We start from the raw sequence: 14,630 nt of genomic DNA, 5'->3' as shown, positions 1-14,630 counted from the left end.
TTGATTTATAAAGAATTTATTTTTACAAAAAATTCAGCAATTCTAACCGCCTGAAACCCCATTGCTGCATAATTACTTCTCTTTTAAAGAACTCTTCATCCATTTTCGTACAAAAGGCGATATTTTCCTTGTTTTGTTCCGGTTTCTCCAGTGCAGATTCGCTAAGTAAAGCACTTACTCTATTGGCTATGCCGTTACCCGGATCAATAAAGTATTTCACATTCGGCAATAATTGCTGTAATTCCGGTTTTACCAGCGGAAAGTGTGTACAACCTAAAATCACGGTATCAAGTGTCGGATGCGTTTGCCATTCAGCGATTACTTCTCTCAATCGTTCTTGATCAACCTGTCCGGTTCGAATTTTTTCTTCCACCAATTCTACTAATGCGGTACTTCCGATCTTTTCAACAACACAGTCTTTCGCATACTTTTCGATAAGTTCCGCCACATAAGGACGTTCCACCGTACCTTTAGTCGCAAGTAATCCGATAGTTTTTGTTTGTGAAATAGCTGCTGCCGGTTTGATCGCCGGTACGGTACCGACAATCGGAAATGCAAATTTTTCTCTTAAAGCCGGTAACACCACCGTACTCGCGGTATTACAAGCGACTACAACCATATCAAGCGGGTATTTTTCTGCAATTTTTTGCACAATTTTAACCGCTTGTTCAATCAAGACGTTTTCAGGGCGTTCGGAGTAAGGAAAATAAGCATTGTCGAAACAATAAAGATAATGCGCATTCGGTAAGATTTGGCGAATAGCATCATAAATGGTAAGCCCCCCCATTCCCGAATCATATAAAAGGATTGTTGGTTTCATATTATAAAAAGAAAGAAAATATTAATTGGAATGCTACTCTCTTATTTTGGGCTATTCAAGCATTCTATTGTTTAGAGATAAGGAAAATCCGCTAAGAACAATTCATAAATTTCTAAAGGATAACCTTTTAATAAATAGCATGCTCTACGCATATACATTCTGCTATGTTCATCAAATTGCCATTCAAGCGAAATCCGTTCCGGTTTCTGTGGGAAAAGCCATAAGCCGATAGCTTGATCGCCGAGTGTCGGTAGATCCTGCGCTACATTATCTATCGTTGCTTGCGGTACTAAAGTTTGGGCAAAAATCCAAGGCTGATCTTCTTCTTTTAATAATACTTCCCGTAACCAATACTTAGAATAGTTTTCAGATGCCTTTGTAACCCATTTTTGTTGGGTAATTTCAACGTTGAATTGCCGGCTAACTCGTAATAATTTTTGCGTTAGCGATCCTTGATGTAGAATCCATTCTTGTTGGGTTCTACTAAGCGGCTCTTTTTCTGAACACCAATGATTTTGCGCTAAGATTTGACGATATTGTTGCAACATAAAGATAAAAAAAGCGGTTAGATTGTAAATTATTCTAACAATCCGACCGCTTGTTGTGAACTTTAATTCATTAAGCCAATTTAGCCAGTTTTCCCGCTGCTTCAACCACCACCGCAATCGCCGTTTGTTCGGTTGTGTGAATTGTCGCTTCATTCGGAATCTCTTGTTGCGTACGGTTTACAATTACCCCTGAAACCATACCGGCACGTAAACCCAGTGCGGAACACATCGTAAATAATGTGGCAGACTCCATTTCAAAGTTCATTACATCTAGATCTTGCCATTGTTTTAATGAACCTTGGAAATGACGATAAACTTTACCGCTATAAGTGTCATAACGCTCTTGACCCGGGTAGAAAGTATCGGATGAAGCGGTAATACCAACATAAGGCGTTACCCCTTGATTTTTTGCCGCAGCGTAAAGTTCGTTAGTACATTCAAAGTTTGCTACTGCCGGATATTCCAACGGTGCAAAATGACGGCTCGCTCCGTCTAAACGTACCGCACCGGTCGTCACCAATACGTCACCGACATTAATATGCGGTTGAATAGCACCGGTTGTACCGATACGTAAGAAAGTACGAACGCCAAGTTGTGCTAACTCTTCCACACAAATTGAAACAGACGGACCGCCGATACCGGTTGAACAAACGACAATCGGTTCTCCGCCGACATAACCTAACCAAGACGTAAATTCACGAGTTGAAACGAGAAATTCAGGATTCTGCATTTTTTGGGCAATACGCTCGCTACGAGCCGGATCACCGGGAACAATTGCTACTTTTGCGCCTTTTAACATGGCTTTAGTTAAACCTAAATGGAATACTTCGGACATACGTATCTCCTTTATTTGGACACTAATAAAATATAAAACTTAACGCTATTCAATCACGAAAGCTCAAGATAAGCGATTGTTTTTAATAAAAAATTTGCAAATTTGTGAAGCGGATCAAATGAAAACGTTTGCGTTTTTTGCTCACAAGCGGTCAAATTTCCGTTATTTTTTACAATATCGACGCTAGGCTAAGGCTTGATCCCTCTTAAAATCGGGTTTTGCATCGAAATTAAGGTTTCGGTAGATTGAATTTCATCAATCAGCTGAATTTTTGTCGCCAATACACGATGTAATTCCTCAATCGTATGTGTCATTACCTTAATAAAAATCGAATAATTTCCCGTGGTATAGTAAGCCTCGACCACTTCTTCAAACTCATTCAATTTAGCAATCACTTTTTCGTAATCTTTCGCCGATTTCAAAATAATGCCGATAAAGCAACAAACATCATAGCCGAGTTTACGCTCATTAATACGGATTTTAGTCCCTTCGATAATTCCCGATTGACGCATTTTTTCCACTCGAACATGAATGGTTCCCGCACTTACACCGAAATTCTTCGCCATTTCCGCATAAGGCGTACGAGCATCTTCTACCAATGCACGTAAAATAAGCTGATCTAACCGGTCAATTTGATATTTTGTGTGCAAAATTCATACTCCATTTTTGATTTATTAATGATTCCATAAAATTTAACATAAATAATTAGATAAAATCCAATAGAAAAAGATTTTTATTTGATGAATATTGCATTTTTTACGAATTATATTAAATTACATTCATCTCAACGAATCATGAGAACAAATTACTCTATTTATAAGGAATAAGATAATGAAAAAGACATTCATTTTACAGCAACAAGAAATCAGCTTTGTTAAAAACACCTTTACCCAATACTTAATTGATAAATTAGGTATTATCGAAGTACAAGGTCCTATCCTTAGTCAAGTGGGTAACGGTATGCAAGATAATCTTTCCGGTATCGAAAAAGCGGTTCAAGTCAATGTAAAATGTATTCCGGGTGCAACATTTGAAGTGGTTCACTCACTCGCAAAATGGAAACGTCACACTTTAGCTCGTTTCGGTTTCAAAGAAGGCGAAGGCTTATTCGTACATATGAAAGCATTACGTCCGGACGAAGATTCTCTTGATCCGACACACTCTGTTTATGTCGATCAATGGGACTGGGAAAAAGTGATTCCTGAAGGCCGTCGTAACTTTGATTTCTTAAAAGAAACCGTAAATGAAATTTATAAAGCGATTCGTTTAACCGAATTAGCCGTGGAAGCACGTTTTGATATTCCGTCAATCCTACCGAAACAAATTACCTTCGTACACAGTGAAGAATTAGTACAACGTTATCCGAATATGACCGGTAAAGAACGTGAAAACGCGATTTGTAAAGAACACGGTGCGGTATTCTTAATCGGTATCGGCGGTAAATTGTCCGACGGCAAACCGCATGATGGTCGCGCACCGGACTACGATGACTGGACAACCGAATCTGAAAACGGTTACAAAGGTTTAAACGGTGATATTTTAGTATGGAATGAACAACTTGGTACAGCATTTGAGCTTTCATCAATGGGTATCCGTGTTGATGAAAAAGCACTTCGTTTACAAGTTGAATTAACCGGTGACCAAGATCGTTTAGAAATGGATTGGCATAAAGATTTATTAGCGGGTCGCTTGCCGCTTTCAATCGGCGGTGGTATCGGACAATCCCGTTTAGTGATGTTCTTACTTCGTAAGGCACATATCGGTGAAGTTCAATCGAGCGTATGGCCGAAAGCAATGTTAGAAAAATATAAAAACATTCTGTAACCGAAAATTAAGAGCCGATTGCCAGTGCATTCGGCTCTTTTCTTATGGAGGGGTTAATTTGATAGTTTTAGTAATTCCAATGTTATTTGCATTATAAGCAGTTAATTGATCTAATTCATGTTGAGATAGAGAGTGAAAACCTTCAGCCATATCAATATATGTTGCTAGCCTAGTATTTACTGTTTTATGAGCATCGGGAGTAAGAATATCTAAAATACAGAAATAATTATCTTCAAAAAAATGCCGAACATAAATAATAAAATTATCACAGCATCTATTATATCCATTTCGATTTCGCCATGTGCTTAGACTCCAATCTTTAGCATATAAAGCGATATGTATTTTATGTAGTTGGCTATCTTTGGCTCGAGGATTTTCTTCGAATCTACCAGCATGTCCTAAAAAATCGGGATATTTTCCCGTATCATGATACAAAGCTAAACCGATGGCTATTTTATCTAGATAAGGAAGATGTAGTAGGTTTGGATGAATAGATACAATTGCTGACATTCTTAACTCTCTCTATTTATAGCGAGAGCCTGCATTAATTCATTTACTTGAGTATCAGATAAAGAAATATCTTTTATGGTTACAACATCAACACCGTTAATATTTTCTTTGATACGTTGTAAAGAATTCTCAAAGTTATTTTTGGCGTTAGAAAAAGATCTAAAACTTAATTTATATTCAGAGTTAGAGAGGATTTGCGTTTTATATTCATTTTTCAACATATAAAATGAAAAATTGATAAGTTGGTTAATTAATACTAAATGATTAAATTCTTTTATATTAACTTTATCTAAATTAGCATTAATCGCTTGGCTAATATTTTCTATCTCTTTCGATAATTCTTTAACGTTTAAGAAAACAAAATTAATATTATTTTTTTGAGAGGATAATATTCTTATATTTTCAATAGATTGAGTGACATTATCTAATGAAGACATATCTAATACACCAAAACTACTAAGTGCAATAGCCACTGCAGTTTTGGCAGTTCTATTTAGTTTTTGGTGGAATTTCATTTTAAATAACCTATTAAAAGTATACAAATTTGGTGGAGCTGGGGGGATTTGAACCCCCGTCCGAAATTACTCCATCTTCAGCACTACACGTTTAGTCTGGTCTTTAATTTCACTTACCTCCAGCGGACAGACACGCAAGAAATAAGCTAGTTTGATTCAATTTAGTGTTTCGATCCTCAAACGGCGGCGTCCACACGATCTCGTTTTGGGTGACTTATCGTTGCCCTCGTCTTACGAGCGGAAGCTGAGGCGATAAGGCTATGAGCAGGTTATTAAGCTGCTAAAGCGTATTGTTCGTCGTTTGCGACTATTTTTTTGCGGTTTGTTTACGAGGCCTACCGCACCTCGACGTGCACCTTGGACTTCGCTAATCCCGTCGAATCCAGAATCAGCCCCAAAATTCTTACAATTCTAATGGAAAGCGGTCGGTTTTGCAAAAAATTTTGTAAATTTAACCGCTTATAAAAATAATTTGTGGCGTAGCTCAAAGATTTAAACTTTTTATTTTGACAAACAAATAAACTTCGATTTATTGTCATTCGAACAAATTTTCTACTTTCCTTCTTAAGGAGTCAATTATGGCTTTCGACTATCAACAAAAAGAGCCGGAAAAGTTCGCTACCTTTCTCAAACGCCAAAAAATGATTTTTATTGTGGCGTTTCTCGGTTATGTCTGTGCTTATTTGGTACGTAACAATTTTAAATTAATGTCTAAATCCATTATGGTCACAAACGGTTGGGAGAAAGCGGATATTGCAATGTTACTTTCCTGTTTGACTATTTCCTACGGTTTGGCGAAATTCTATATGGGCGCATTGGGCGACCGTGTTGATTTACGTAAATTGTTTGCGATTTGTTTAGGTGCCAGTGCGATCATTTGTATTACGATTGGTTTTTACCATACTTCAATTCTTACCCTTGCAGTCTTATTAGTACTTTGCGGTGTAGTTCAAGGCGCTTTAGCGCCTGCATCACAAAATATGATTGCAAATTATTATCCGAATAAAACCCGTGGGGCGGCAATTGCTGGTTGGAATATTTCACAGAATATGGGGTCTGCGTTATTACCGATGATGATTGCGATGATGACGACCATGGGATTTGTCGTTCCTTCAACCGGTAATGTGTTAATGGCATTCTTAGTACCGGCAGTTTTAGTTTTATTATTTGCGGTATTTTGTTGGAAATTCGGCGGTGATGCACCGGAAAAAGAAGGTTTGGATTCACTTCGAACAATGTATGGTGATGCCGGTGAATCTAATGTCGCTTCCGAAGAAGAAAAACATAATTTGGGTTATTGGCAACTGATTGGTAAATACGTATTCCTCAACCCTGCATTATTATTAGTCGCAGCGGTAAATGTGGCACTGTATTTTGTTCGCTTCGGAATTGAAGACTGGATGCCGATTTATTTACACGAAGTAGCGAAAATGGGCGATGCGGAATCTCATATGGCAATTTCAATCCTTGAATGGGTTGCAATTCCGGGGTCATTAGTATTTGCGTGGTTAGCGGTTAAATATCCGAATAAAATGGCAAAAATGGGGGCTATCGGCTTATTTATTATGGCAGGTATTGTCTTTGCTTATGAATATGTTACCGCAAGCGGTGCGCCGAACTATCCGTTATTGCTGGTAATTTGCGGTATTTTAGGCGCATTGATTTATGGTCCGCAGTTAATCGTTAATATTCTCACCATTAATTTCGTGCCGTTAAATGTTGCGGGAACGGCAATCGGCTTTGTCGGTGTAACAGCCTATTTAATCGGTAATATGGGCGCAAACTGGATTATGCCGATTATGGCGGATAATTTTGGTTGGTTCTGGTCTTATGTAGTGATTGCCGCGCTTTCCGCCTTCTCTGCCATAGGATATTTAATTTTGGCTAAACATGAAGAAAAAACCATTAAAGCCTAAATGATCTGCACCCCAAAAGTTGGACTAAACCTCCAACGGATTAAGGTGCAGATTTTTTATGACTAAATATAACCCACTATTCAAACAACAAGTCATCGAGTTTTATCTTCAAAATGACAAAAACTATTCATTCACTCAACGACATTTTCAATTATCCAAGAAAAACCTTAACTCGGTGGATTGCTCAATTTAATCATAACGGAATTAATGGGTTAGCGGTAATGGCTAAGAAGCAAAAATATTCCCCCGAATTCAAATTAACCGTCATACAAGCGGTCAAAAAAGGACAATTTTCTGCGGAAAGAGCCTCCCTTCATTTTGGCATTGCTAATTCAGGTTCGATTAGCCAATGGTTGCACACCTTTGAAGAACAAGGTATAAACGGTTTATTACCCAAACCTAAAGGTCGTCCGACAATGAAACCCAAATACCCGAAAATGCCTCCTCCACCTAAAACTGAAGAAGAACGTCTGCGTTATCGTATTTTAGAGCTGGAAGCGGAGGTAGCTTACCTAAAAAAGTTGCGGGAGTTCAACCAACAAAAAATGCGGCAAAAACAGCCATCGTGAAAACGTTGCGGGTGGATTTTCCCTTAGAAATCCTCCTCCCTTTGATAGGTTTAAAACGCAGTACTTTCTTTTATCACTTACCGCCTAAAATCGATAAAAATGCTGTGATGAGGCAGAAAGTGATTGAGATTTATCAGGATAATGATGGCAATTATGGCTATCGTCGTATTACATTAAAGTTACGTGATTTTTTGGGTGCGATTAACCATAAGCGTGTTCAAGCGATAATGCAACAGCTTGATTTAAAGGGAAAATGTAAGCAGAGGAAATATCGTTCTTACAAAGGTGAAGTGGGTAAAATTACCGAGAATGTATTGCAACAAGATTTTCACGCAACAGCGCCAAATGAAAAGCTCGTCACGGATATCACTGAGTTTAAATGTGCGGAAGGCAAGCTCTATTTATCGCCCATTAAGGACTTGTTTAATGGTGAAATTATTGCTCATGATTTAGCAAGAAGTCCGAACTTTGAGCAAGTGATGCGGATGCTAAAGCAAGCGGTCGCAAAACTGCCTAAGGACGCTAAACCGATTTTACATTCCGACCAAGGCTGGCAATATCAGATGGCTGACTATCAAGACATGCTGAGAAAACATCATATTAAACAAAGTATGTCGAGAAAAGGAAATTGCTTGGATAATGGGGCAATGGAAAGTTTCTTTGGGCGATTGAAAACGGAATGTTACTTTGGTAAGCGATTTGACACTTTCGAACAACTTGAGAAAGTGATTCACGAGTACATTCATTATTATAACAATGAGCGTATTCAAGTGAAATTAAAAGGACTCAGCCCTGTACAATACAGAACTCAGTCTTTAAATTAAACAGTCTAACTTTTTGGGGTCAGATCAAAATTCATTCCTTGCTAAATGTTAAAAAGCCGAGTCATGATAAATTGAACTCGGCTTTTTTATTTGAATCTAATCTGCTCGTAAGAAAAACAGACGAGAAAGTTCTAACGCTGTTATAATGTAAAATTAAATAGTTAGCCAGAGAGATAGCATGAAGAAATTTGATGAACATGAAATTGAAGATGCGGAGATTATTGAACCGGATGAAGTAGAAGTTCTGGACGATGATAATCAACCGACTGAAGCAATGCATCCTGCTTTAGTACAAGGCGGAATGCCGGTACCGCAAGGTAATCTCGACAGCTATATTCGTATGGCAAATCAATATCCGATTTTAACCGCTGAGCAAGAAAAAGAATTAGCCGAGCGTTATTACTATGATGAAGATGTTGAAGCGGCAAAACAGTTAATTTTATCGCATATGCGTTTTGTAATTCATATCGCTAGAGGCTATTTGGGATATGGTTTACCGCTTGCTGATTTAATCCAAGAAGGCAATATCGGTTTAATGAAAGCGGTAAAACGCTTTGATCCGAATGTTGGTGTACGACTGGTTTCTTTTGCAGTACATTGGGTAAAAGCGGAAATTCATGAATACGTATTAAAAAACTGGCGTATCGTAAAAGTGGCGACAACTAAAGCACAACGTAAGCTCTTTTTCAATTTACGTAAAAATAAAAACCGCTTAGCTTGGTTCAATGAGGAGGAAATCCAAAAAGTCGCTGAAGATTTAGGTGTTTCTCCTGAAGAAGTACGTGAAATGGAATCTCGTATGACAGGACAAGACTTAGGGTTCGATTTACCGGTTGGCGAAGATGACGATGAAGCCTACACACCGTCAATGTATTTAGAAGATAACAGTTCTAACTTTGCCGATGATTTGGAAGACGACCAATATAACGGACAAGCTACGGCACAATTAGCCTATGCACTTTCGATACTAGATGAACGTAGCCAAGACATTATCAAAACCCGTTGGTTAGATGAAGAAAAAGCGACCTTACAAGATTTAGCCGACAAATACGGTATCTCCGCCGAACGTGTCCGCCAGCTCGAAAATGCGGCATTGAAGAAAATCAAAGATGCGATAACCTTTGAATAGCTTGATTTTGAAAAAATAATAAGCGGTCATTTTTACCGAATTTTTAGTAAAAATGACCGCTTATTTTTTATGCTGACTAAATAAATTCTTTTATCGGGCAATTAATCCTATCACTTCAGATAAGCTAACAACTGATTTCCTGCATATTTCCAAGCGACAATAACCGCAACCATTATCCCGATGGTAATCGGTCCTAGAGTCAAACCTTTTACAGACCAATAATAATGAACGGCGGCCGCCACAATCGCAACGTAAGCGAATTGGTGCACGCTAAACCATTTTTTACCTAACGCCTGTTTAATAAACGGAATAGACGTTACGGACATTGCCAATAGAATAACAAATGCAATCGCACCTAGGATAAGATAAGGTCGTTGGACGACTTCACTTAAAAATAAAGAAAAATCCAAACCAAGTTCTAACACTAAATAACCGCATACATGCAGTAATGCCCACACAAATGCCCACAGTCCAAGCGGGCGGCGTAAAATCTGATATTGGTTTTTATTCAATATTTGGAGCAAAATACCTAATAAAAACATCACACAGAAAATAATAATGGCGGTATAGCCTAGAAAATGAATCAAATCTTTACTTGGATCGGCACCGAGAATTTCGGGATCGTCACTTGATAAAACAAAACCGACCCATATCAGCGGTACAACACAAGCTAGATGAATTATTGTTCTTAATATCGATAACATTAGAAGTTTACCTTCAAATCCAAACCTTTATAAAGGTGAGCAACCTCTTTCTCATAACCGTTAAACATCAAAGTATCCTGACGTTTTACCGCAAGTAATCCTCCGCTACCGATGACACGCTCGGATGCTTGTGACCAACGAGGATGATCTACGTTAGGATTCACGTTAGCGTAAAAGCCGTATTCATGCGGTGCAAGTTTTTCCCAAGTGGTGCGAGGACGAGTTTCCGAGAAGGTAATTTTCACAATAGATTTAATACTTTTGAAACCGTATTTCCACGGTACAACCAAGCGAATCGGCGCACCGTTTTGCGGCGGTAGCATTTTTCCATATAGCCCGACCGAAAGTAAGGTAAGCGGATTCATCGCTTCTTCAAGAGTTAATGCCTCTACATACGGATAATCAATACCGCCACCGAAAAATTTATTTTTCTGCCCCGGCATTTGCTCAGGATCATGCAGAGTATGGAAGATGACAAATTTTGCTTTACCGGTCGGCTTTGCCATTTCAACTAAACGCGCTAACTCAAAGCCAATCCACGGAATTACCATTGACCACGCTTCAACACAGCGGAAACGATAGATACGCTCCTCTAACGGAAAAGTATTAAACAATTGTGTGTGGTTAAGCACAAAAGGATTTTCCACTTCACCGGCAATCTCTAATGACCAAGGATCTGTTTTGAAGTCTTTTGCAAATTTGGCAGGCGACGCTTTATCTACGCCAAATTCGTAGAAATTGTTATAGCCGGTTACTTTATTTTCCGGAGTAAGTAATAAATCGCTCTTCGGTGCGTCTTTAAAATTAAGAGCTTTCAGCTGGTCGGATTTCTCTGCGGTAAGTCCAATATTCGGTAAACCGAGTGCCGCCGCACCAAGCCCCATTGCTTTAATAATTTTGCGACGTTGATTGAAAATAGTTTCAGGGGTAACGTCATAAGCGGTTAATCTGTTCATAATCATCTCCTTTATGTATAATCCTTTGTCTTAGAAATATAAAAATAATTACATAAAAATAAATTTATTTAAGATAAAGGAAAAATAATGTCAGAAATTGAACAATTAAGCTCCATTACACCGCAACGAATCGAAGAAATTCGTTTACAAATGGTTAAATTCGCCACTTTACAATTAAAAGATCCAGATTTAGCGGAAGATGTCGTACAAGAATCGCTTGCCAGCGCATATAAGAACGCTCATTCGTTCCGAGGACAAGCGGCACTAAAAACTTGGATTTTTGCTATTTTAAAAAATAAAATTATTGATTTAATTAAATATAGAAAACGGACGGTTAATGTTTCGGACTTAATTGAAGAAGAAAGTCCCAATCAATTTTTCGATCATACCGGATATTGGTCATCCGACACTTATGAGCCTAAAGAATGGGAAGATGTCGGACAAATTACTTATAAGAAAGAATTTTGGGCGATCTTCGACATTTGTTTAAATAAGTTGCCCGCACAACAGGCACGTGTTTTTATGATGCGCGAACATTTAGATATGGGGAGCGAACAAATTTGCTTAGAATGTGAAATTAGTACCGCTAATTTACATGTTATTTTGCATAGAGCTAGGCTACAGCTACAGGCTTGTTTAGCAAAAAATTGGTTTGAAGGAGAAAAATAATAATGAATTGTGAGCATGCCTCAGAATTAATTTCACTTAGCTGCGAAAAAAAACTTAAAGTTAAAGAGAGTGTCCAGCTTCAAGTTCATTTATGGCTTTGCCCGAAATGTCGCTATTTTAAACAAAATAACGACAAATTACGTAAAATGCTACACGAATACTGCCAGCAAGATAAAGATAATTTAAAGTAAATTTCCTGCAAAAAAGACCGCTTGCCTTAAAACAAGCGGTCTTTTTTCCTTTATTTTTTATAAATTATGCTTTCACATTTTCTTTTAAGAAAGCTAAAAGCTGATCTTTGGCAATCATTTGTTTCTCACCAGTACGGCGGTTTTTGTATTCAATTTCACCGGTTGCAAGATTTTTCTCACCGATAACGACCATATGCGGTACACCGATTAATTCCATATCGGCAAACATCACACCCGGACGCTCTTTACGATCATCGAAAATCACATCCACACCTTGAGCTTTTAAGCTGCGATACAATTCTTCCGAGAATTGTTGCACGCTTTCCGATTTATGCATATTCATCGGCACGATTGCTACGGTGAACGGTGCGATTTCATCTGACGGCCAAATAATACCGCGATCATCGTGGTGCTGTTCGATTGCTGCTGCAACCACACGTGTTACACCGATACCATAGCAACCCATGGTCATCACAAGCGGTTTACCATCTTCACCTTGAACGGTCGCTTTCATTGCTTCCGAGTATTTGGTACCAAGTTGGAAAATATGACCAACTTCAATACCACGTTTAATTTGTAACACACCTTTACCGTCCGGGCTTGGATCGCCTTCTACCACGTTACGTAAATCCGCCACTTCCGGCATTGCCGCATCACGTTCCCAGTTCACATTGAAATAATGTTTCCCGTCAATGTTTGCACCACAACCAAAATCTGACATAACCGCTACTGAACGGTCGATAATCGCCGGAATATTCAGATTTACCACACCAAGTGAACCCACGCCCGCACCGATTTTCGCTTTGATTTCCGCTTCATCTGCAAATTCAAGCGGATCAGCCACTAACGGATGTTTTTGTGCTTTGATTTCGTTTAATTCATGGTCACCACGCAACACTAATGCTACAAGCGGTTGTTCTTCGGTTGCGCCTTTTACGATTAAAGTTTTTACCGTTTTTTCAACCGGTAAATTGAATTGCTCAACTAATTCGTTAATCGTTTTCGCATTCGGCGTATCGACTAATTGCATTTCTGCCGTCGGTGCTTGACGTTCGCCTACGGCTACCGCTTCCGCTAATTCGATATTCGCTGCGAAATCCGATTCGGTTGAGAACACCACATCGTCTTCACCGCTTGATGCTAACACTTGGAATTCGTGTGAAGCCGAACCACCGATTGAACCCGTATCCGCTTGCACCGCACGGAAATCTAAGCCTAAGCGAGTGAAAATATTGCTGTACACTTGGTACATCACATCATAAGTTTCTTGTAATGACGCTTTATCCACGTGGAAAGAATACGCATCTTTCATCACGAACTCACGTGAACGCATCACACCGAAACGCGGACGCACTTCATCACGGAATTTAGTTTGGATTTGGTATAAATTTAACGGAAGTTGTTTGTAAGACGACACTTCACGGCGAACTAAGTCGGTGATTACTTCTTCGTGAGTCGGGCCTAACACGAAATCACGGCTACCACGATCAACAAAACGCAATAATTCCGCACCGTAATCGTTCCAACGACCTGATTCTTGCCATAATTCCGCCGGTTGCACCACAGGCATTAACACCTCGATAGCACCACCTTTATTCATTTCTTCACGAATAATGTTTTCTACTTTTTTCAACACCTTGATTCCGCTCGGCAACCAGTTATATAAACCTGAAGCCATCGGACGAATCATACCGGCACGTAGCATTAATTGATGGCTCACCACCTGTGCATCGTTCGGCGTTTCTTTAAGGGTCGAAAATAAATACTGACTTGTACGCATTGTTATTCCTATTTTTATTTTAAATATCGAAAAATGGGATCTATTTTAAAACAAAAGCGGTCGGATTTTCACAGAATTTTGCAATTTGCAAAAAATTTCTTAAATCCGACCGCTTAATACAGAAAAATTACAGATGAGGGAATTGTTTACAGTTATATTTTATTTAGACTTAATAAGTATTTTGTCGTGTTGATTTAAAATCCACAATATAGACATTTTTAATACCAATCAGGAACTTAACCTGATATTTGCCATTTAAAATTGAAATTTCTTTCTTTTTACGTAAGGTATATACATCCGCTGTATAGCTCAATTTATCTACCTCACTTTTTATGGCATCATAAAACTGCTCGGCAATAAGTAAATTTTGTGATTTTTCTAGAATGTAACTCACCTGATTAAATAGTTTCTTTTCTGCAACATCATACCAAATGATATTGTAATCAAATTTCATTATTTTTCTTCCAAGCCCAATGCTTTTCGTAAGTTTTCCATTACTTGATCGTGAGTTTTTGTTGGCACTAAACCATTCTCTAATTTATACAATAAATCCAATTCATCATCGGTATAGAAACGCTGTTTTTGTTCTTTTTCTAAGAAAAAATCTTGCGGTAATGTTGTTGCCATAAAATACTCCTTTTCTCGTCATTTGCGGTATATCGCCTTTTAAGTATTTGGCGAAATTTACAGCACATCTTATCTAGCCAGTATAAGCCAGTCAATACCCACCTATTTATAACGGTACGAGTGAGGACTCTCGTACCATCATTTTCCTTTAACTTGCAAAAAATTAATGAAAACAGACCGCTTGATTTGTACATAAAAACAGTATTTGTTATA

Annotated in this window: 16 protein-coding genes, 1 other RNA gene and 1 pseudogene; 6 read left to right on the top strand and 12 right to left on the bottom strand. The window is 38.4% G+C overall.

The annotated features are described in order from the left end of the window. Window positions 1–22 precede the first annotated feature (22 nt). The 4 genes from murI to asnC form a co-directional block, all read right to left on the bottom strand. Window positions 23–820 (bottom strand): glutamate racemase, encoded by a 798-nt coding sequence (gene murI, locus NYR63_RS10195; protein ID WP_279457399.1) that lies wholly within the window; start codon window positions 818–820, stop codon window positions 23–25. Window positions 821–891: 71 nt separating this feature from the next. Further along, a complete protein-coding gene (locus NYR63_RS10190) occupies window positions 892–1,374 on the bottom strand; it encodes a chorismate--pyruvate lyase family protein (RefSeq protein ID WP_279458554.1) in 483 nt (160 codons plus the stop codon). A gap of 64 nt (window positions 1,375–1,438) precedes the next feature. After that, window positions 1,439–2,203, bottom strand: a complete 765-nt coding sequence (gene udp, locus NYR63_RS10185) for a uridine phosphorylase (protein WP_279457398.1) — start codon at window positions 2,201–2,203, stop codon at window positions 1,439–1,441. 188 nt (window positions 2,204–2,391) lie between these two features. Next, complete coding sequence (gene asnC / locus NYR63_RS10180; RefSeq protein ID WP_005599463.1) at window positions 2,392–2,853, bottom strand: transcriptional regulator AsnC; 462 nt, start codon at window positions 2,851–2,853, stop codon at window positions 2,392–2,394. Window positions 2,854–3,034: 181 nt separating this feature from the next. Here asnC and asnA point away from each other — a divergent pair, with 181 nt between their 5' ends. Then, the gene (gene asnA / locus NYR63_RS10175) at window positions 3,035–4,027 is read left to right on the top strand and encodes an aspartate--ammonia ligase (protein WP_005602692.1); all 993 of its coding nucleotides are present in this window, start codon (window positions 3,035–3,037) and stop codon (window positions 4,025–4,027) included. Between the two features lie 42 nt (window positions 4,028–4,069). Here asnA and NYR63_RS10170 read toward each other — a convergent pair whose 3' ends face one another. The 3 genes from NYR63_RS10170 to ssrA form a co-directional block, all read right to left on the bottom strand. After that, on the bottom strand, window positions 4,070–4,537 hold the full coding sequence (locus tag NYR63_RS10170) for a type II toxin-antitoxin system YafO family toxin (RefSeq protein ID WP_279457397.1): 468 nt from the start codon (window positions 4,535–4,537) through the stop codon (window positions 4,070–4,072). A 2-nt stretch (window positions 4,538–4,539) separates the two neighbouring features. Next, the gene (locus NYR63_RS10165; protein ID WP_279457396.1) at window positions 4,540–5,052 is read right to left on the bottom strand and encodes a hypothetical protein; all 513 of its coding nucleotides are present in this window, start codon (window positions 5,050–5,052) and stop codon (window positions 4,540–4,542) included. 30 nt (window positions 5,053–5,082) lie between these two features. Then, window positions 5,083–5,448, bottom strand: a transfer-messenger RNA (tmRNA) gene (ssrA, locus tag NYR63_RS10160). Between the two features lie 182 nt (window positions 5,449–5,630). Here ssrA and NYR63_RS10155 point away from each other — a divergent pair. From NYR63_RS10155 to rpoH, 3 genes and pseudogenes are all read left to right on the top strand, one after another. Continuing rightward, on the top strand, window positions 5,631–6,968 hold the full coding sequence (locus NYR63_RS10155; protein ID WP_279457395.1) for an MFS transporter: 1,338 nt from the start codon (window positions 5,631–5,633) through the stop codon (window positions 6,966–6,968). Window positions 6,969–7,026: 58 nt separating this feature from the next. Next, window positions 7,027–8,361: pseudogene (locus tag NYR63_RS10150) on the top strand (IS3 family transposase). Between the two features lie 178 nt (window positions 8,362–8,539). Continuing rightward, entirely contained in the window at window positions 8,540–9,490 is a 951-nt protein-coding gene (gene rpoH / locus NYR63_RS10145; RefSeq protein ID WP_279457394.1) for an RNA polymerase sigma factor RpoH, read from the top strand. A gap of 110 nt (window positions 9,491–9,600) precedes the next feature. Here rpoH and NYR63_RS10140 read toward each other — a convergent pair whose 3' ends face one another. Continuing rightward, on the bottom strand, window positions 9,601–10,194 hold the full coding sequence (locus tag NYR63_RS10140) for a protein-methionine-sulfoxide reductase heme-binding subunit MsrQ (protein ID WP_279457393.1): 594 nt from the start codon (window positions 10,192–10,194) through the stop codon (window positions 9,601–9,603). Then, on the bottom strand, window positions 10,194–11,150 hold the full coding sequence (gene msrP, locus NYR63_RS10135; RefSeq protein WP_279457391.1) for a protein-methionine-sulfoxide reductase catalytic subunit MsrP: 957 nt from the start codon (window positions 11,148–11,150) through the stop codon (window positions 10,194–10,196). Before msrP ends, NYR63_RS10140 begins: the two co-directional genes overlap by 1 nt. 87 nt (window positions 11,151–11,237) lie before the next feature. Here msrP and NYR63_RS10130 point away from each other — a divergent pair, with 87 nt between their 5' ends. Further along, window positions 11,238–11,819, top strand: a complete 582-nt coding sequence (locus tag NYR63_RS10130) for a sigma-70 family RNA polymerase sigma factor (protein ID WP_279457390.1) — start codon at window positions 11,238–11,240, stop codon at window positions 11,817–11,819. A 2-nt stretch (window positions 11,820–11,821) separates the two neighbouring features. Next, window positions 11,822–12,010 carry a zf-HC2 domain-containing protein gene (locus tag NYR63_RS10125; protein WP_279457389.1) on the top strand — a complete coding sequence of 63 codons (189 nt, stop codon included), beginning with the start codon at window positions 11,822–11,824 and terminating at the stop codon, window positions 12,008–12,010. A 64-nt stretch (window positions 12,011–12,074) separates the two neighbouring features. On the opposite strand, the gene proS is transcribed toward NYR63_RS10125, so the two are convergent. The 3 genes from proS to NYR63_RS10110 form a co-directional block, all read right to left on the bottom strand. Next, the gene (gene proS / locus NYR63_RS10120) at window positions 12,075–13,790 is read right to left on the bottom strand and encodes a proline--tRNA ligase (protein ID WP_279457388.1); all 1,716 of its coding nucleotides are present in this window, start codon (window positions 13,788–13,790) and stop codon (window positions 12,075–12,077) included. Window positions 13,791–13,959: 169 nt separating this feature from the next. Further along, window positions 13,960–14,244 carry a type II toxin-antitoxin system RelE/ParE family toxin gene (locus tag NYR63_RS10115; protein ID WP_279457387.1) on the bottom strand — a complete coding sequence of 95 codons (285 nt, stop codon included), beginning with the start codon at window positions 14,242–14,244 and terminating at the stop codon, window positions 13,960–13,962. Then, window positions 14,244–14,417: a hypothetical protein gene (locus NYR63_RS10110; protein ID WP_279457386.1), complete on the bottom strand. Its 174-nt coding sequence runs from the start codon at window positions 14,415–14,417 to the stop codon at window positions 14,244–14,246. Before NYR63_RS10110 ends, NYR63_RS10115 begins: the two co-directional genes overlap by 1 nt. Between the last annotated feature and the right edge of the window lie 213 nt (window positions 14,418–14,630).

The sequence above is a fragment of the Actinobacillus genomosp. 1 genome (genome assembly GCF_029774175.1).
Classification (GTDB): Bacteria; Pseudomonadota; Gammaproteobacteria; order Enterobacterales; family Pasteurellaceae; genus Actinobacillus.
Note: the sequence above shows the minus strand (reverse complement) of the source record. Positions and strands in the feature narration are given on the sequence as shown.